Origin of the sequence: Cupriavidus taiwanensis, from assembly GCF_900250115.1 — a bacterium.
Taxonomy (GTDB): Bacteria; Pseudomonadota; Gammaproteobacteria; order Burkholderiales; family Burkholderiaceae; genus Cupriavidus; species Cupriavidus taiwanensis_B.
Genome location: NZ_LT984803.1, coordinates 2410457 through 2427020, shown reverse-complemented (window position 1 = coordinate 2427020; position 16564 = coordinate 2410457). Strand labels below are relative to the sequence as shown.

The window sequence follows — 16564 nt, the reverse complement described above, 5'->3', positions numbered from 1 at the left end:
GCGTCTCCTTGTCGTGGTGGTGGCCGTTGCCGCGGTGGCGGTCATGGCGCCGGGTATGGCGTTGGGTATGGCGTTGGGTATGGCGTTGGGTATGGCGCCGGCTGTGGTGTGGGTTGTGGTGTCGGTGCTGGCTGGGGCCACGTGCCGTTGGCCACCAGCGTGTCGATGGTGTGCTGCAGCGGGTCGGCGCTGACGCTGAACTCGCCGGCGAAGGGCCGGTCGACCGCGAGCAGGAAGAAAAACGCCAGGCCGATGGTGATGGCCCACGCGGTGATCAGTGCCAGGTTGAACGGCGTTGCCGGCAGCACGTACAGCAACGCGAACGACAGCGCGCTGACAATCAGGATCACGCCCCACAAGGTGTTCGGCATCGCCGCGTGCAGGGTCAGGATCCGCTGCTGCCGGTACTTGACCATCTCGTTGACGCGCATCAGCACCTCCCCCAGCAGCACGGTCTGGCGGCTGTCGAGCGGGCGGATCCGGTTGGCCAGGTCGAACATCGCGTCAAAGCGCTGTTCGGTGTGCGCGTCGGGCTTGCCCTGGCGCTGCATGCGCGGCCATTCGTCGTGCACCACCTGCTCCAGGTAGCTGCGCAATGCCGCCGCGGCGGCATCGGCGGCGCTGCTGTCGAACGCGGCGAGGTCGCGCGCCAGTTCACCGGCCGCGGTGGCTTCCGCGGCGACGGTGCGATCGGCGGCGTTGTAGGTGTCCCAGACGTTGATCGCGGCAAACGCGACCAGCAGCGAGTTGATGGTGGTGATGATCGAGACCATCGACACCGCCATTGCGCGCTGCTCGGCATCGAGCTCGATCAGGGCGAAGCGGCGCGCGACCGCATAGCCGGCCAGCACCACCGCGACGATCGCCGCGACCACGATCGCGGCCATGCCGGTGCTGGGCAGGCTGTAGAGGAACAGCATGGCGCTACGCCTTGCGCGGCTCGCGCGGCGTGCTGCCGCGCACCGCGGTCTCGACGATCTCGACGATACGCTGGAGCAGGCGATGCACCGCGGTCGCGGAGAAGCCGCCCAGCATCGACAAGGCCGGCTTGCCGAAGCTGCGCATGCCGGCCGAGTCGAACAGTTGCGGCGGCAGCATCTCGACCAGGATCAGCCCGGACATCACGCCAAGGATCAGTTGCGCGGCGTAGGCGGCGTCGTACTTGGGGTCATAGGTGCCCCTGGCGATGTAGCCGTGGACCTGGAACAGCGAGGCAAACGAGGCCCCCAGCCCGGCGCAGAACAGCAGGAACAGCATGTTGAACAGCAGCGTGCGGCCCGACGAGGCCAGGATGCCGGCGCGCATGTTTTCCATCGACACCTCCGCGGGCAAGCCGGTCAGCACCACCGCCAGCAGGCAGCACACCGCGGTGCCGGTCAGGGCGCGCACCAGCGGCACGGGGCCCAGGCAGGCCAGCGTCGGCGCGCGGCGACGCTCATCGTCGAGCAGGGTGATGCACTGCGGCGTTGCGGGCGCGATGGCGCACGCCAGCGCCTGGTGCAGTTGCGCGAGCTGCTGCGCGGCAAGACCGGCACCGGGCGGTGGCGGCAGGCTCGCGGCGGTGCCTGCCACCGTCGCGGCCGCTTCGTGCTCGCTGCCGAGCAGCACGGTCCAGCCCCCCGGCATCGGTAGCCCCAGCCGCAGGGCATGGCTTGCCATGGCCTCGCATTCGCGGCGGAGCTGGCCGTCAAGCGGCAGCGCGAAAGCGGTTGCCGGGCCAAGTCGAGGCGGCGTTGCGGCAACGGTATCTGCCGCGACGGCAGCGGCGCGCCGCGGCGGCGCGGCGGTGAAGTCGAGCGTGCGCATGGTCAGTGGAACAGTGAGGGCGGCCCGGGTGGCGCCGGGCCGCGTTGCCCGCCTGGCGGGAGGCGCGTCCTACTGCGGCCGGCCCAGCAGGCGCTGCAGGTTCTGCAACTGCGGCAGGCCGCCGCCGAAGCGGTTCTCGGGATCGTGTGCCACGATCGGCGAGCTGATGGCGCGAATCAGCTGGAACAGCGCCGCGACGCGACGCGGTCCGCGCGGACCCATCCACGCGGCCAGTTGCGGATCGGACAGCAGCAGCGCGGCCAGCCCCGCGATATGCGGCGCCGCCATCGAGGTGCCGGAGTCCGGCATGAAGGCGGCGCCAGGCACCGTCGAGATGATGCCCACGCCCGGGCCGCACACCGCGATCTGCGGGCCGAAGCACGAGAACGTCGGTGCGAACAGCCCGGCGCGCGTGGCCGCGTGCTGCACCACCTGGGTACGCTCCCACACATCGTGCGGCAGTTCGCTCTGCAGGCCCAGCGCAGAGACCGCCAGCACCGACGCGGAGGCCGCCGGGTACTGCACCGGCCCGCCCGAGTTGCCGGCCGCGACGATGCAGGCCACGCCGCTGTGCACGGCTTCGATCAGCTTCTGCTCGACCGCCTGTGAAGGCTGCGGTGCGCCCAGGCTCAGGTTGACCACGTCGACATCGTGGTCGATGCAGTAGTCGAGCGCGCGCAGCAGCGTGCTGAACTGCCCGCCCGGGAAGATCTTGAGCGCATGGATTTCCGCCTCTGGCGCGAAGCCGAGCATGGTGGCCTGGGCCTGTGCCTCCGCGCCGGCGGACGCCGGCGCACCCGGCTGCGGCCGCGCGCCGATCACGCCGGCGCAGTGCGAGCCGTGGCCGATGGTGTCGAGGCGCCAGGTAGCGCTGGCGTCGGCGCCGGTGCCGGTCAGGTCGATGCCATGGCGGACATGCGCCAGCAGCGGATGCGCGGCGTCGGCGCCCGAATCGACCACCGCGACGCGCACGCCGCGACCGCCGAAGCTGCGCGTGAGCCGGTCCAGCCCCATCAGCCGCTGGCCCCAGCCGAAGCGGCCATGCGGCGGCACGTCGGGATTCGGCTGCGACAGCGGCGTTACGCGGATCACGTTGGGCTGGCCCGACACCACATTGGGCGCCAGCAGGTACTTGTTCCAGTAGCCGCTCAGCGGCCGCACGAACAGCGAGCGCGCCGGACCGGGTTGCTGCTGCACCAGCGTCAGCGTCGCTTCGCCGCCGGCGTCGGTGGTGGCGGTTGCGGGGAAGCCATCGCCCGCCAGCGTGATGGCCACGCCCGGCAGCGGGGTGTCGCCGGTGCCCAGCACACGTACCAGCACCTCGCGCGACACCGGGCCGTCGAACGCCGATTGCGGATGGAGCCGGTCGGAGGTTTCGAGTTCGGCCTTGCGGCCATAGCCGAGCGGATGGTCTTCCTCGACGATCATGTGCGGCGGCGCCGTGGCCTGCAGCATCTGCGCGTGCGCGGCGTCGAGCTTGACCACGTAGGTGTGGGCGGCCTCGTCGGGCCGCACCGAATGCAGGTGCGTGTTCTTGTGGCCTTCGACCACATGCACGACTTCAACGCCGGGCAGCTGCGTCACCGTGCTGTGCAGTTCGCTGGCCGACATCGGCGCCACGCCCGCCTGCCGGGCCAGTGCGTGGCGCCGCGGCGCGATCAGGTACTGCTTGCGGCCGGCGTCCAGCGCCACGGCATCGCGGCTGCCCGCGCCGGCGCGCGTGGCCTCGGCCTTCTTGTCTCGTTCCATTTGCTTTCTCCACCGCGGCGCCAGGCGGCGCGCGCATCGATTCGGGCGGGCCGGCGCGTACACGCCGGCCCGCGGCGGCGCCGTCGGGCGCCACGGGTCATGCGCAGGACTTCATGCGCCGGACTTCAGGCATAGACCACTTGCGGCTGCGCCGAGAACGGCAGCAGGCCGCCGAGATGGCCGGCTACGGTGCCGATCTGCTGGCCCACATTGGCATTGCCCAGCAGGCCGCCGACGGCATGGCCGAGGGTCGGTGCCACCGCGCCGATCAGCGAGCCGAACACGCCCTGCGGTGCCAGCGCCGCCTGCGGTTGTGCCGAAAACGGCAGCAGTCCGCCGAGGTGGCCGGCCACGGTGCCGATCTGCTGGCCCACGTTGGCATTGCCCAGCAGGCCGCCGACGGCATGGCCAAGGGTCGGCGCCACCGCGCCGATCAGCGAGCCGAACACGCCCTGCGGCGCCAGCGTGACCGCGGGCATGGCCGAGAACGGCAGGTAGCGCGCGCCTTCGCGAACGATATTGGCGCCATGGATGGCGATGGTCGGATAGCCCGCGGCGGTGCCGGCCGCCTGGATGAATCCCGGTGCGTGCGCCGAGATGGCGGTGCCGATCGGGCCGGTATGCCCGGGCTCGGGGAAGGGAATATGCTGGGCCAGCGCACCGGCGGCGGCGCCGGCTGCATGGCCGATCACCGGGTTCACATAATGCGTGACCACGGTCTGCACGCCGTCTCGCACCGCCGGGGCGACCGCGTCGGTCATCGCGCTCTGGGGCACCAGCATCGGCTGCGCGGAAAACGGCAGCAGGCCGCCGATACCGCTGACGAGATTGCCAAGCACACCTTGCGGCGCCAGGACGGCGGCGTGGATGGGGTAGGTCATGACGACTCCTTTGAATGACTGCGTGGATTGAGAAAAACCAGGGCGGCGGGCCACGCATGCCTGGCGCGGATGCCGCGCCTGCCGCGTTGCTGCGCCATTGGCGCGACACCGGACAGGTGGAATCATTCTTGGTTTTCCGTCCGCGCCGCCGCCATTGGGCAAATGCGGTATGGCCAGTGGATAATGCCGTGCAACAATCAGAATTAAATATCGCGCAGCATGAATTGGCTTTTAAATATAAAAACCAGCACCTAGAATTCGCCTCTGCTGCCGGCATCCGGAAACTCCGGATCGCACCCTCGGGTAGTGCGCAATCCCATGCCGGCGCAACAGCGCAAGAGATCGAAAACATAAGCAGTGATCTGGAGCCCGGCCGGGCCGTCCCCGGTTCCGCTCGTAGGTCCGCACTAGCCTTGCACGAAGGGTCCTGTGATGCACTGATGCACAGATAGACGCGCGGCTGCCGCTCCTGCGACGGAACCACTTGTTCCATCGCATGGAGTCCTCCGCATGAACCTCACCACTCGGGAAGAGACGGTGCTCGCCTTTATTGCGCGCGGCATGAGCGATCGCGAGATCGCCGCGCGTCTCGCATTTTCCATATCCACGGCGCGCAAGCACCGTGAGCATCTGCTCGCGAAAATGCAATTGCGAAAATCCTCGCAGTTGACCATGTGCTATCTCGCGCGCCAGCACGGGCTGTTTAAAAAAGCGGGCCGCTGGCCGCGGATAATCCTTTCTCGGAACGCGAGCGCGAATATCTGGAATGGCTCGGGCGCGGCCTGAGCGACAAGGAAATCGCGCGCGCGCTCGGCATCAGCGACCAGACCGCGCGCACGCACCGGGCCCGGCTGCTGCAGAAGGCGGGTGCCGGCAATGTCTGCGCCCTGCTGTTCGTGAGCGTGCAGAAAGGATGGCTGGAGCTGCCGCAGCCGCAGGCCTGCGATGCATAGCGGGTGCGGCACAGTGTGGCGCGCTACCGCATTTGCCCAATGGCACCGTGTGGCGGTGGCTCCGGACAATGGTCGACGCAGCCGCCGCATGGCGACCAGCGTGCTGCCTGCCGCGATCCCTGCGCCGTTCCGATTCCTGTCGCCGTGCTGGAGCCATCATGATTCGATGCAAGCCAACCGCCCGCTATCGGGCACTTGCCGCGGCGTGCGCGCTCGGCGCCAGCGGGGGCGTCGCCGCGCAGGCGCTGCCCGCGCTGGGCGCGGACCTGGCACAGACCTCGGTGTCGGGGCTGTCGTCCGGTGCGTTCATGGCCACGCAGTTCCACGTTGCGTATTCCGGCACCATGGTCGGCGCCGGCGTGGTCGCCGGAGGACCGTTCTACTGCGCGGGACTGTTCGCGCCGACGCCGCCTGCTACCGCCGCCGCGACCCAGTGCATGCAGCCGGTCGGGGATACCGGCCCCGACGCGCAGGCGGCGCTGGACGCGGCGCGCACCTTTGCCCGCGATGGCCGCATCGACCCGGTGCAGAACCTCGCGCGCCAGCGCGTCTACGTGTTTTCCGGCACGCGCGACCAGACCGTGCTGCCGCGCGTTGCCGCGCAGGTGGGGCGGTTCTATACGCTGGCCGGGGTGCCGGCATCGCAGCTGCAATATGTTGCCGAGGTCGCGGCCGGACATGCCTTCATCACCAGCCAGTCGGGCGACGCCGCCTGCGCGGTCAGCGCATCGCCCTACATCAACAATTGCGGGCTCGAGCAGGCACGGCAGATCCTGCAGTGGATCCATGGACCGTTGAAGCCGGCGGCGCGGCCGACGGGCGAGCTGCTGCGCTTTGACCAGCGCGCATTCGACCCCGGCGGCAAGGCGCTGCTCGCCGACAGTGGCTATGTCTACGTGCCGGGCGAGTGCGCCGCGGGCGGCGCCGACGGCAGTGCTGCCGGCTGCCGCGTGCACGTGGCCTTCCATGGCTGCCTGCAGGGCGCGGCTGCCATCGGCGAACGCTTCGTTCGCGGTGCCGGCTACCTGGAGAGTGCCGAGGCCAACCGCATCGTGGTGCTGTTCCCGCAGGTCGCCGCGTCGCGGCATAACCCGCTCGGGTGCTGGGACTTCTGGGGCTATACCAGCGACGACCCGGCCCAGCCGGACTTCTTCTCGCGCGAGGCGCCGCAGATGGCCGCGGTCATGCGCATGGTCCGCCGACTCGGCGCCGCGCCGCAGTGAGCGCTGCCGCTCCGGCCCCATCCGATCCACTGCTCCAATCCGCAAGGAGAACCGCCATGCTTTCGATCCTGCAAGCCCAATGGGAGAGCGCCAGCCGTACGGCGCTGGACCTGACCCTGTGCCAGCTGCAAGCCGCCACCGCGCTCGCGCAGTCACCCTTCAGCGCCGCCGATCCTGCCGCGGCACGGGCGCCTGCGCGCCAGGCGCTGGCCGTGCTGAACCGCTATGCCGGGGAACGCGCCGCGCAGCAAGCGCAATGGTGGCGCGCGCAGCGCGACCGCCTCGACCTGGCCGACGTCGCGCAGGCGTGGCGCGGCCTCGATGCCATCGAGGCCGACCTGGCCGCGCGCGCGTCGCAGGCCAGGGCCGGCTACAACGACGCCGTGCGGGAAGCGCTGGCGCGCTACCTCGAGGATGTGGCCGAGGCGCGCGACGGCAGCGACATCGGGCTGGCGCTGCTGCGCGCGCTGACAGACTGGCAGGAGGCTGGCAAGACCTGCGCAGGGCAGGTCGCGGCCATGGCTGCCGCGATGATGCCGGCATGGACGCAGTGGCTGCAGGCGGCGCTGGCCGAGCCGGGCGGGTCGCGTGCCGTTGCGGGCGCGGCGGGACAGCGCGCGGCGCAGGACGGTTGAACACCGGGCAGTGCCCGCGCCGCGGCGCGGGCCCGCTGCCTCAGCCGTGTGCCGGCGTCGCCATCGCCGGATCGCGGCGGACCCACGGGTGCCGCGTTACTGCCAGAACCCTGCGTGCGGTGCCGCGGCTTCATCTTCCAGCACGGGGCCGACCACTTCGACCTTGCGCTGGCCGCGCGCAAACACATCGCGGCACGGCAGCGAGAAGGTCGGGTTCTCCGGATGGTCGCCGGTCAGCCCCAGCAGCTTGTGTTCGGACAGCGCATAGACCACGCGCCCGATGCCGGTCCAGTAGACCGCGCCCGCGCACATGCAGCACGGCTCTGCGCTGGTGTAGAGCGTGCAATCGGCCAATTGCGCGGGCGGCAGCACGCGCGCGGCCTGCGCGGCCGCGACCAGCTCGGCGTGCTGGGTCGGGTCGCCTTCGGGCGGCATCGAATTGTTGCCGGCGCTGGCGATGACGTTGCCGGCCGCATCGGCCACCAGCGCGGCGAACGGGTGGCGGCCGCGGGTCTTGGACTGGTCGGACAGCGCGATCGACTGGCGCAGCAGCGCCAGGTCGAGCGGCGACAGTTCGGCGCCGGACGGATCGGTGATTCGGGTCATGCTTGGGTCTCCGGGGGAAAGGAGCAGGAAGGATGGACGCTTCGGCTTGATCTTGCACCCGCGTCGGGGCAACGGGACGATGATGGCGCTGCGCGCGCCAGAAAGCTACCTGGCGCTGGTGGAGATGGTGAAGGGCGGACTGGGCTTGGCCACGCTGCCGCGGCAACTGGTGCGCGAGGCGCTGGCGCGCGGCGAACTGGTGGAACTTGACCTGGCGGCCTATCCGTACACGGACTGGCTGGTCAGCGTGGACCTGGTCTGGGCCAAGTCAGCGCGGCCGCAGGGCCGGGCCGAGCAGTGGCTGCGGCAGCGCTTCCGCGACACCACGGAGTTCGAGGTGGACCGGCGCGGGCAGCACGCCACGCGCTGAGGGCGCGCGAGGCGGTCGCCGGCGTGGCAGCACCGGCGACCGTTGGGGATGATCAGATCAGATGGAAGACCATGCTCAGGGCGATGGCGCCGCCCAGGGTTTCCACTGCGGCAAGGGCGAGAAGGTTCTTCAGTACGAAAGCCTCTTCTTTCTTCGTCACCATGGTCTGTCTCCCTGTCATTGGACTAGTTTTACAGCACCATCGGCGGTGGCAATCCGGCTTGGGCGGTGCCAGGGGCGTCGATGTGAGACCAGTAGACCGCATCCGGGCGCCGGCCGGAAGCTGGCGAAAACCCGCTCGGCGAAAACCCGGATTCCTACGGGCGTGTGACAGGGCCATGATTGACTGGCTTTGCAGGGCGCGCCTGCAGCCTGCCAGCCACGGCGCATGCAATGGCCCACATTTGGGGGATGCCCGAGTCGGCGCGATGCGCCAAGATCGACGGCGTGGGTGGTCGACAGATTGCCCCGCTACCGCTTGAGCCCCGCTGCCTCCCCGGCACGCGGGGCTTCTTTACATCGGCCGGGCGCGGCTCAGCGCGCCTGCAGGATGGCCTCGATGCCGGCCGCGGCCTCGCGCAGCGGCGCCAGGAAGCGCGCTTCCAGCTGGGCCCGGTCGCGGCTGCCCAGCACCATGCTGAAGCCCAGCCCGGCCACCACCGTGCCGGCCTGGTCGCGCAGCGGCACCGAGATCCCGGCGTAGCCGTCGACCAGTTCGCTGACCAGCACGCAATAGCCGTCGGCGCGCACCTGGCGCAGCGTGCGCGCCAGCGTGGTGCGCGAGCTGACCGTGAACGGCGTCAGCTTGCGCAGCGTGGCGCCGGCCAGGTAGGCCTCCAGGGCGCTGTCGTCCAGGCCGGCCAGCAGCACGCGCCCGAGGGAGTGCGCATAGGCCGGCATGCGCCGTCCCAGCGCCATGTCCACCCGCAGCAACTGGCGCGGCTCCTCGCGCGCCACCAGCACCACCGATTCGCCGTCGAGCACGCCCAGCGAGCAGCTTTCGCCCAGGGTCTCGCACAGCTGCTGCAGGTAGGGCCGCGCCATCTGCGGCAGGCTCATCGAGGCGAAGTAGCCGTAGCCCAGCTCCATCACCCGTGGCGTCAGCGCAAAGTGGCGGCCGTCCTGCGCCACGTAGCCGTTGTGCTCCAGTGTCAGCAGCAGCCGGCGCGCGGCGGCGCGGGTCACGTCGAGCTGGTCGGCCACCTCCTGCATGGTCAGGCGCTCGGCGCCAGCGCCCAGCAGGCGCAGCAGCGCCAGGCCCTTGCTCAGCGACTCCAGCAGTTCGTCTTTCTTGGCGGCTTCGGCTTGCGGCATAGGGTGTGTGGCAGGGGCGCGGTGGTGAAATGAACGATCAGGCACGTGCTGGCGGGGCCGTCGCGCAGGACTTGCGCCGACCGGCAGCATCTCCGTATGATAGCGTTTTCCGAACAAATGTTCGCAAAACGCATTCACGGAAAGCGTGCCGCCAGCGATGCGGGACGGCACGACGAAAAACCGGAGACAGCAATGAAGGTAATCACCGCGCGTGAAGCGGCGGCGCTCGTGCAGGATGGCTGGACCGTAGCCAGCGCGGGCTTTGTCGGGGCCGGCCACGCCGAGGCCGTGACCGAGGCGCTGGAGCAGCGCTTCCTGCGCGACGGGTTGCCGCGTGACCTGACGCTGGTGTACTCGGCCGGGCAGGGCGACCGCGGCGCGCGCGGCGTCAATCATTTCGGCAACGCCGGCATGACTGCCACCGTGGTCGGCGGCCACTGGCGCTCCGCCACGCGGCTGGCCACGCTGGCGATGGCGGAGCAGTGCGAGGGCTACAACCTGCCGCAGGGCGTGCTGACCCACCTGTACCGCGCCATTGCCGGCGGCAAGCCCGGCGTGATGACCAAAATCGGCCTGCACACCTTTGTCGACCCACGCACCGCGCAGGACGCGCGCTACCACGGCGGCGCCGTCAACCAGCGCGCGCGTCGCGCCATCGCCGAAGGCAAGGCGTGCTGGGTCGATGCGGTCGAGTTCCGCGGCGACGAATACCTGTTCTACCCCAGCTTTGCGATCGACTGCGCGCTGATCCGCTGCAGCGCCGCCGATGCGCGCGGCAACCTCAGCACCCATCGCGAAGCCTTCCACCACGAACTGCTGGCGCTGGCGCAGGCGGCGCACAACTCGGGTGGCATCGTGATCGCGCAGGTCGAAAGCCTGGTCGATCACCATGAAATCCTGCAGGCCATCCACGTGCCTGGCATCCTGGTCGACTACGTGGTGGTTTGCGACAACCCCGCGAACCACCAGATGACCTTTGCCGAGGCCTTCAACCCCGCCTACGTCACGCCGTGGCAGGGCGAGGGGAGTGCCGACGATGCCGCCGGTCCGCCGCCCGAGGCCGGGCCGCTGGATGCGCGCACCATCGTGCAGCGCCGCGCGGTGATGGAGCTGGCGCGGCGCGCGCCGCGCGTGGTCAACCTGGGGGTGGGCATGCCGGCCGCGGTGGGGATGCTGGCGCACCAGGCCGGGCTGCACGGCTTCACGCTGACCGTCGAAGCCGGTCCCATCGGCGGCACGCCCGCGGATGGCCTCAGCTTCGGTGCCTCGGCCTACCCGGAGGCGGTGGTGGACCAGCCCGCGCAGTTCGACTTCTACGAAGGCGGTGGCATCGACCTGGCGATCCTCGGCCTGGCCGAACTCGATGGCCAGGGCAACGTCAACGTCAGCAAGTTCGGCGAAGGCGAGGGCGCGCTGATCGCCGGCGTCGGTGGCTTTATCAACATCACCCAGAGCGCGCGCGCGGTGGTGTTCATGGGCACGCTGACCGCGGGCGGCCTGGAAGTGCGCGCTGACCATGGCAGCCTGCGGATCGTGCGCGAAGGGCGCGTGAAGAAGATCGTGCCGGAGGTGTCGCACCTGAGCTTCAACGGCCCCTACGTGGCATCGCTGGGCATCCCGGTGGTCTACATCACCGAACGCGCCGTGTTCGAGATGCGGCCCAGGGAGGGCGGGGAGGGCGGGGAGGCTCGCCTCACGCTGGTCGAGATCGCTCCCGGCGTCGACCTGCAGCGCGATGTGCTCGACCAGTGCGCCACGCCGGTGGCGGTGGCGCCCGACCTGCGCCAGATGGATGCACGGCTGTTCCAGGCCGGCACCATGCGCCTGTAACGGCCGCCGCACCAGACAACCATTCCATCGGACGGGCCGGCGATGACCGGTTCGCAAGGAGGCACGCCAGATCTGTCATGACGTTACGCAACCGCAGTCGCTTCATCCCGGCGCGGCCTGGGCCGCGCATCGATTCTGACTTATCGCGATTTACCGCAGGACATAGCCACATCATGCAGAACACCAGCCGCCGTACCTTCCAGCGCCGCCTGGGCGCCGTGCTCCTGAGCGCCACGCTGCCGCTCGCCGCCGCACCGGCTTTCGCCGAGACCTACCCAAGCAAGCCGATCCGGCTGGTGGTGCCGTTCCCGCCAGGCGGCCCGACCGACACCGCCGCGCGCATCATCGGCCAGAAGATGAGCGAAACGCTGAAGCAGCCGGTGGTGGTGGACAACCGCCCCGGCGCCTCGGGCACGATCGGCGCCGAAAACGTCGCCAAGAGCGCCGCCGACGGCTATACCCTGCTGGTGCTGGCCACGCCCACGCTGCTGGCGCCGCACCTGATCAACCGCAAGGGTTACGACATCTTCAAGGACTTCACGCCCATCGGCGCCGCCTATGACCTGCCGATCGTGATGGTGGTCAATCCGCAGGCGATGCCCGACGTGACCAGCCTGCAGCAGTACATCGCGAAGGCCAAGGCCAAACCGGGTGCGCTCAACTACACCAGTGCCGGCAATGGCAGCTTCGGCCACCTGTCGACCGAACTGCTGAAGAACCTGGGCCACTTCGACGTGCAGCACGTGCCCTACAAGGGCAGCGCGCCGGCCATCTCCGACCTGCTTGCCGGCCAGGTGCCGATGATGTTCTCGGACATGATCGCGGCGCTGCCGCATATCAAGGCCGGCAAGCTGCGCCCGATCGCGGTCGGCTCCAACAAGCGCGTCAGCTTTACGCCGGAGGTCAAGACGGTGGCCGAACAGGGCTTCCCGGGCTTCGATGCCACCGCATGGGGCGGGCTGCTGGCGCCGGCCGGCACGCCCAGGGAGGTGGTGGCGACGTTGTCGGCCGAACTGAAGAAGGCGCTGGCCGATCCGACCGTGCAGCAGAAGATGCTGGGCGCCGGCACCGTGGCCGCCTACATGCCGCCGGAGCAGCTGGCCGCGCGCATGAAGGCCGACTACAGCAAGTGGGGCAAGGTGATCCAGGACAACGGCATCCGCGGCGACTGAGCGCGCATGACGAGCCGGCGCCTGGCCGCGGTTCAGGCGGGCTGCCGGCGCCGGGGCTCGCTCGCTGGCAGGGCGGGCAGCGCCGGCATCGGTAGCGCCGGCTGGCGGCCGGCTGCGGCCAGTCCCAGGAACTGGCTGGAAGTGCGCAGGAACTGCTGGCAGGTCTGGCGGAACAGCTCGAAATCCATGTCAGTCTCGATGTGAAGAAGCCGCGCGGTCCGGCAGTGCCGCCGCGCCGCCGGCATCTTGCTTGGCCGATATGACAATGTCTTGACAATGCGCGCGCCGGCCGCCGCTGGCACGGGCTTGTCGCACCCGCCGCACGGCGGCGCCGGAGCGCCCACTGCGCGGGCAGAGGTGCTAAAATCTAAGTCTTTGATTCTCATGGCCAAATGCTGTAGCCAGCAGGGCCGCGCCGGAACCTTGCCGCCAGGCGTGATTCAGGGGCGAGATTCAGGGCGAGATGAGTTCCAGACGCGTATCCGTTTGTGCCGGGTTCGCCTCCCGCCAATACCGATACCCATGACCACTACGAACGCACCAGAACCTACCACCGCGGTTGCCGCCGCTGTGCAGACCTTCGACAGCTTCGGCCTCGATCCGCGCATCCTGCGCGCCCTGTCCGAGCAGGGCTATAGCTCTCCCACGCCGATCCAGGCACAGGCCATTCCGGTGGTGCTGCTGGGCAAGGACGTGATGGGCGCCGCGCAGACCGGCACCGGCAAGACCGCCGGTTTCGCGCTGCCGATCATCCAGCGCCTGCTGCCGCTGGCCAATGCCAGCGCCTCGCCGGCGCGCCACCCGGTGCGTGCGCTGATGCTGACGCCGACGCGCGAGCTGGCCGACCAGGTCTATGACAACGTCGCCCGCTATGCCAAGCACACCGACCTGCGCAGCACGGTGGTGTTCGGCGGCGTCGACATGAACCCGCAGACCGATGCGCTGCGCCGCGGCGTCGAGATCCTGGTGGCCACGCCCGGCCGCCTGCTCGACCACGTGCAGCAGAAATCGGTGAACCTGTCTCAGGTGCAGATGCTGGTGCTGGACGAAGCCGACCGCATGCTCGACATGGGCTTCCTGCCGGACCTGCAGCGCATCATCAACCTGCTGCCGGCGCAGCGCCAGACGCTGCTGTTCTCGGCGACGTTCTCGCCGGAAATCAAGCGGCTGGCCTCCAGCTACCTGAAGCAGCCGGTCACCATCGAAGTGGCGCGCAGCAACTCGACCAACGAGAACGTGCGTCAGGCGGTGTACCAGGTCGAGGACGGCCACAAGCAGGCCGCGGTGGTGCACCTGCTCAGGCAGCGCGCCGAGCAAGGGCTTTCGCGCCAGTGCATCGTCTTCGTCAACAGCAAGATCGGCTGTTCGCGGCTGGCGCGGCACCTGGAGCGCGAGGGCATCAACGCCGCCGCGATCCACGGCGACAAGACCCAGACCGAGCGCATGCAGACGCTGGACGGCTTCAAGAGCGGCACCATCGATGCGCTGGTTGCCACCGACGTGGCGGCGCGCGGGCTCGATATTCCCGACATGCCGTGCGTGATCAACTTCGACGTGCCGTACAGCGCCGAGGACTATGTGCACCGCATCGGGCGCACCGGCCGCGCCGGCGCCAGCGGCGACGCGCTGTCGATCTACGTGCCGGGCAATGACGAGCGTCTGCTGTCCGACATCGAAAAGCTGATCAAGCGCAGCATCCCGCGCGGCAAGCTCGAGGGCTTCGACCCCACCGGCGCGCGCGCCCGCCAGGACGACAGCGAGCGCCGCCGCGAGCGCGGCGAAGTGCGCCGCGCGCGCGGCAGCGCCGACAGCGAAGAGCGTCCGCGCCGCCACGACCACGGCGCCAGCCGCCAGGCCTTCCGCGCCTCGGACGACCCGTTCTTCTCGCGCCCGTATGAGCCCAGCCCCGCCAGCGCGGCGCAGGCCAAGGCCGCGGATGAAGTCGCCGCCGCGCTCACGCGCGGCCGCCAGGCGCCCAAGCGGCCGGTGGCGGCCTTGCTCGGCGGTGCGCCGCGCAAGTCCTGACCGGATCCGCGTTGACAGAGAAGGGCTCGCTTGCGCGGGCCCTTTGCTTTTGCGGGTCTAGCGCCGTGCCGGCAACGGCGGTGTGGCCAGGCGCTCGCGCCAGCCGTCGGTGGCCCGCGCCAGCCAGTCCTGGACCGTGCCGGCGGCATTCGACAATTCCAGGTGCGCACCGGCCTCGCGCAAGACGTCCAGCGGTGCGCTGGTGTCGATCGCCTGCGCGCCGCTCTGTTTGCTGAGCTTCTCGCCAAGCTGGTTCACCACCACCGGCACGTGCAGGTACGCCGGCGTGGGCAGGCCCAGCAGGTGCTGCAGGTGGATCTGCCGCGGCGTGGAGTCGAGCAGGTCGGCGCCGCGCACGATATGCGTGATGCCCTGCAGGCCGTCGTCGACCACCACCGCCAACTGGTAGGCCCACAGCCCGTCGGCGCGGCGCAGCACGAAGTCGCCCAGCTCGGTTTCCAGGTTCTGGCACTGGCGCCCCTGCCAGCGGTCATCGAAACACACGATGGCGGCCGGCCCGTCCGGCACGCGCACGCGCCACGCGCGCGGCAGCTTGCCGTTCAGGCCGTGGCGGCAGGTGCCGGGATAGCCCAGGGTCTGGTGGCGTTCGCGCACGTGCACCAGCGAATCGGCGATCTCCTTGCGCGAGCAGCCGCACGGGTAGAGTTGCCCGGCGGCATCGAGCCGGCGCAGCGCCTCGGCATAGTGCGGTTCGCGCCGGCTCTGCCACACCGGCGGCTCGTCGGGCGTCATGCCGACCCGCTCCAGCGTGCGCAGGATGTCGTGGTCCGCGTCGCGCACGCAGCGCGGCGTGTCGATGTCCTCGATGCGCACCAGCCATTGCCCGCCATGCGCGCGCGCGTCCAGCCAGCTGGCCAGCGCGGTCACCAGCGAGCCCATGTGCAGCGGCCCGGTGGGCGAGGGCGCGAAGCGGCCGCGATAGCCGCCCGCGGCGCTCTTCTGCACTGCCATTGCAGCCCTCCCTGCCATCAGCCCTTCCTCAGCCGGCAAAGTCGGGTTGCTGCAGCAGCGCCTGCGCCAGGCGCGGGTCTTCCAGCTTGCCGGCCCACCACTGCAGCGCCTTGCCGCGGTTGCTGGTGCGCCACGCCACCTTGAAGTTGCCCGGCGCGCGCACCTCGACGGTCTCGCGTGCCTGCAGCACGCCGCTCTCGATATGCGGCTGCGCCATCGGCGCCGGCAGCCAGCCGCAGCCAAGGCCGCGGATCTGCGCTTCGAGCTTGTCGCGCATGGTCGGCACCACCAGCACGTCCTGGCCGGCCAGCACGCCATGGGTGCGGGCCGGCAGGTTGCGCGAGGTGTCGCCCACCGCGACGATGCGGTGTTTGGCGATCTGGATGGTGGTGAGCGGGCCTTCCTCGGTGGCAAGCGGATGGTGCGCGGCCACCGCGAACACGAACGGCATCGACCCCAGCGGCCGGATCTGGAAGCCCTGCGTGCTGGGTGCGTCGTAGGCGCCGCCGATCACCAGGTCGGCGCGGTTGCTGACCAGCGCGTCCCACGCGCCGCCCAGCACCTCCTTGGAGAAGCGCAGCCGGGTTGCGGTGTTCTCGGCGTAGAAGTCGTGGATCACCGGCAGCAGCGCGCGGAAGTTGATCAGGTCGTCGACCACGATGGTGAGGGTGGCCTCCCAGCCGGTGGCCAGGCGCTTGACGCGCCGCGCCAGGTCGTCGGCGGCGTGCAGCAGGTGGCGGCCCTCGTCGAGCAGGGCGCGGCCGGCGGGCGTCAGTTCGGCGCGATGGCGGCGGCGGTCGAACAGCAGCACGTCCAGGTCTTCTTCCAGCTTGCGCACCACGTAGGTCAGCGCGGACGGGACCTTGCCCATCTCGTGGGCGGCCGCGGCAAAGCTGCCCTTGCGTTCGATGGCGTCGAGGACTTCGAGGGATTCTAGTGAGAGGGCCATGTTCAGAAATTCTGAATGACTGCTTCTAAGTCGATCCCCGTAAATATACGCCTGAAGGCCTAAACTGCCTAGCATCCAA

General features: G+C 69.9%; 18 protein-coding genes. 9 read left to right on the top strand and 9 right to left on the bottom strand.

Annotated features, from left to right (window positions below):
• Positions 1–41: 41 nt before the first annotated feature.
• The 4 genes from CBM2586_RS11435 to CBM2586_RS11420 all read right to left on the bottom strand — a co-directional run bounded on the left by CBM2586_RS11435 (position 42) and on the right by CBM2586_RS11420 (position 4436).
• Positions 42–920 (bottom strand): DUF4239 domain-containing protein, encoded by an 879-nt coding sequence (locus CBM2586_RS11435; RefSeq protein ID WP_115687585.1) that lies wholly within the window; start codon positions 918–920, stop codon positions 42–44.
• 4 nt (positions 921–924) lie between these two features.
• Positions 925–1659 carry a hypothetical protein gene (locus CBM2586_RS11430; RefSeq protein WP_240987918.1) on the bottom strand — a complete coding sequence of 245 codons (735 nt, stop codon included), beginning with the start codon at positions 1657–1659 and terminating at the stop codon, positions 925–927.
• A gap of 216 nt (positions 1660–1875) precedes the next feature.
• Entirely contained in the window at positions 1876–3555 is a 1680-nt protein-coding gene (locus tag CBM2586_RS11425) for a S8 family serine peptidase (RefSeq protein WP_115687581.1), read from the bottom strand.
• Between the two features lie 125 nt (positions 3556–3680).
• Entirely contained in the window at positions 3681–4436 is a 756-nt protein-coding gene (locus CBM2586_RS11420) for a hypothetical protein (protein ID WP_115687579.1), read from the bottom strand.
• Between the two features lie 14 nt (positions 4437–4450).
• On the opposite strand from CBM2586_RS11420, the gene CBM2586_RS11415 reads away from it, so the two are divergent.
• The 5 genes from CBM2586_RS11415 to CBM2586_RS11395 all read left to right on the top strand — a co-directional run bounded on the left by CBM2586_RS11415 (position 4451) and on the right by CBM2586_RS11395 (position 7247).
• Positions 4451–4888 (top strand): hypothetical protein, encoded by a 438-nt coding sequence (locus CBM2586_RS11415; RefSeq protein WP_145987397.1) that lies wholly within the window; start codon positions 4451–4453, stop codon positions 4886–4888.
• A gap of 58 nt (positions 4889–4946) precedes the next feature.
• Positions 4947–5222, top strand: coding sequence for a response regulator transcription factor (locus tag CBM2586_RS11410; protein ID WP_115661555.1), 276 nt, complete (start codon positions 4947–4949; stop codon positions 5220–5222).
• Positions 5156–5389 carry a response regulator transcription factor gene (locus CBM2586_RS32650; protein ID WP_115663702.1) on the top strand — a complete coding sequence of 78 codons (234 nt, stop codon included), beginning with the start codon at positions 5156–5158 and terminating at the stop codon, positions 5387–5389. Before CBM2586_RS11410 ends, CBM2586_RS32650 begins: the two co-directional genes overlap by 67 nt.
• A gap of 158 nt (positions 5390–5547) precedes the next feature.
• Positions 5548–6612, top strand: a complete 1065-nt coding sequence (locus tag CBM2586_RS11400; RefSeq protein WP_115661556.1) for an extracellular catalytic domain type 2 short-chain-length polyhydroxyalkanoate depolymerase — start codon at positions 5548–5550, stop codon at positions 6610–6612.
• A gap of 56 nt (positions 6613–6668) precedes the next feature.
• Positions 6669–7247, top strand: a complete 579-nt coding sequence (locus tag CBM2586_RS11395; protein WP_115661557.1) for a hypothetical protein — start codon at positions 6669–6671, stop codon at positions 7245–7247.
• 96 nt (positions 7248–7343) lie between these two features.
• On the opposite strand, the gene CBM2586_RS11390 is transcribed toward CBM2586_RS11395, so the two are convergent.
• Positions 7344–7853, bottom strand: a complete 510-nt coding sequence (locus tag CBM2586_RS11390; RefSeq protein ID WP_115687577.1) for a nucleoside deaminase — start codon at positions 7851–7853, stop codon at positions 7344–7346.
• A 79-nt stretch (positions 7854–7932) separates the two neighbouring features.
• Between CBM2586_RS11390 and CBM2586_RS11385 the strand changes: the two genes are divergently transcribed.
• Positions 7933–8223: a LysR substrate-binding domain-containing protein gene (locus CBM2586_RS11385; protein ID WP_240988411.1), complete on the top strand. Its 291-nt coding sequence runs from the start codon at positions 7933–7935 to the stop codon at positions 8221–8223.
• 534 nt (positions 8224–8757) lie between these two features.
• Here CBM2586_RS11385 and CBM2586_RS11380 read toward each other — a convergent pair.
• Entirely contained in the window at positions 8758–9537 is a 780-nt protein-coding gene (locus CBM2586_RS11380; RefSeq protein ID WP_115687575.1) for an IclR family transcriptional regulator domain-containing protein, read from the bottom strand.
• A 192-nt stretch (positions 9538–9729) separates the two neighbouring features.
• Here CBM2586_RS11380 and CBM2586_RS11375 point away from each other — a divergent pair, with 192 nt between their 5' ends.
• Complete coding sequence (locus CBM2586_RS11375; RefSeq protein ID WP_115687573.1) at positions 9730–11367, top strand: acyl CoA:acetate/3-ketoacid CoA transferase; 1638 nt, start codon at positions 9730–9732, stop codon at positions 11365–11367.
• A 173-nt stretch (positions 11368–11540) separates the two neighbouring features.
• On the top strand, positions 11541–12539 hold the full coding sequence (locus tag CBM2586_RS11370; RefSeq protein ID WP_115661561.1) for a Bug family tripartite tricarboxylate transporter substrate binding protein: 999 nt from the start codon (positions 11541–11543) through the stop codon (positions 12537–12539).
• A gap of 32 nt (positions 12540–12571) precedes the next feature.
• Here CBM2586_RS11370 and CBM2586_RS11365 read toward each other — a convergent pair whose 3' ends face one another.
• Positions 12572–12727: a hypothetical protein gene (locus tag CBM2586_RS11365; protein WP_172583245.1), complete on the bottom strand. Its 156-nt coding sequence runs from the start codon at positions 12725–12727 to the stop codon at positions 12572–12574.
• A gap of 334 nt (positions 12728–13061) precedes the next feature.
• Here CBM2586_RS11365 and CBM2586_RS11360 point away from each other — a divergent pair, with 334 nt between their 5' ends.
• Entirely contained in the window at positions 13062–14564 is a 1503-nt protein-coding gene (locus CBM2586_RS11360; protein WP_115661562.1) for a DEAD/DEAH box helicase, read from the top strand.
• A gap of 57 nt (positions 14565–14621) precedes the next feature.
• Here CBM2586_RS11360 and gluQRS read toward each other — a convergent pair whose 3' ends face one another.
• Both gluQRS and CBM2586_RS11350 read right to left on the bottom strand, forming a co-directional pair.
• Positions 14622–15536: a tRNA glutamyl-Q(34) synthetase GluQRS gene (gluQRS, locus tag CBM2586_RS11355; protein ID WP_115687571.1), complete on the bottom strand. Its 915-nt coding sequence runs from the start codon at positions 15534–15536 to the stop codon at positions 14622–14624.
• A 28-nt stretch (positions 15537–15564) separates the two neighbouring features.
• On the bottom strand, positions 15565–16485 hold the full coding sequence (locus CBM2586_RS11350) for a LysR family transcriptional regulator (protein WP_112774555.1): 921 nt from the start codon (positions 16483–16485) through the stop codon (positions 15565–15567).
• Between the last annotated feature and the right edge of the window lie 79 nt (positions 16486–16564).

Coding starts and splice junctions, on each gene's coding strand:
- CBM2586_RS11435 (WP_115687585.1), bottom strand. CDS start 920: ATGCTGTTCCTCTACAGCCTGCCCAGCACCGGCATGGCCGCGATCGTG.
- CBM2586_RS11430 (WP_240987918.1), bottom strand. CDS start 1,659: ATGGCAAGCCATGCCCTGCGGCTGGGGCTACCGATGCCGGGGGGCTGG.
- CBM2586_RS11425 (WP_115687581.1), bottom strand. CDS start 3,555: ATGGAACGAGACAAGAAGGCCGAGGCCACGCGCGCCGGCGCGGGCAGC.
- CBM2586_RS11420 (WP_115687579.1), bottom strand. CDS start 4,436: ATGACCTACCCCATCCACGCCGCCGTCCTGGCGCCGCAAGGTGTGCTT.
- CBM2586_RS11415 (WP_145987397.1), top strand. CDS start 4,451: ATGACTGCGTGGATTGAGAAAAACCAGGGCGGCGGGCCACGCATGCCT.
- CBM2586_RS11410 (WP_115661555.1), top strand. CDS start 4,947: ATGAACCTCACCACTCGGGAAGAGACGGTGCTCGCCTTTATTGCGCGC.
- CBM2586_RS11400 (WP_115661556.1), top strand. CDS start 5,548: ATGATTCGATGCAAGCCAACCGCCCGCTATCGGGCACTTGCCGCGGCG.
- CBM2586_RS11395 (WP_115661557.1), top strand. CDS start 6,669: ATGCTTTCGATCCTGCAAGCCCAATGGGAGAGCGCCAGCCGTACGGCG.
- CBM2586_RS11390 (WP_115687577.1), bottom strand. CDS start 7,853: ATGACCCGAATCACCGATCCGTCCGGCGCCGAACTGTCGCCGCTCGAC.
- CBM2586_RS11385 (WP_240988411.1), top strand. CDS start 7,933: ATGATGGCGCTGCGCGCGCCAGAAAGCTACCTGGCGCTGGTGGAGATG.
- CBM2586_RS11380 (WP_115687575.1), bottom strand. CDS start 9,537: ATGCCGCAAGCCGAAGCCGCCAAGAAAGACGAACTGCTGGAGTCGCTG.
- CBM2586_RS11375 (WP_115687573.1), top strand. CDS start 9,730: ATGAAGGTAATCACCGCGCGTGAAGCGGCGGCGCTCGTGCAGGATGGC.
- CBM2586_RS11370 (WP_115661561.1), top strand. CDS start 11,541: ATGCAGAACACCAGCCGCCGTACCTTCCAGCGCCGCCTGGGCGCCGTG.
- CBM2586_RS11365 (WP_172583245.1), bottom strand. CDS start 12,727: ATGGATTTCGAGCTGTTCCGCCAGACCTGCCAGCAGTTCCTGCGCACT.
- CBM2586_RS11360 (WP_115661562.1), top strand. CDS start 13,062: ATGACCACTACGAACGCACCAGAACCTACCACCGCGGTTGCCGCCGCT.
- gluQRS (WP_115687571.1), bottom strand. CDS start 15,536: ATGGCAGTGCAGAAGAGCGCCGCGGGCGGCTATCGCGGCCGCTTCGCG.
- CBM2586_RS11350 (WP_112774555.1), bottom strand. CDS start 16,485: ATGGCCCTCTCACTAGAATCCCTCGAAGTCCTCGACGCCATCGAACGC.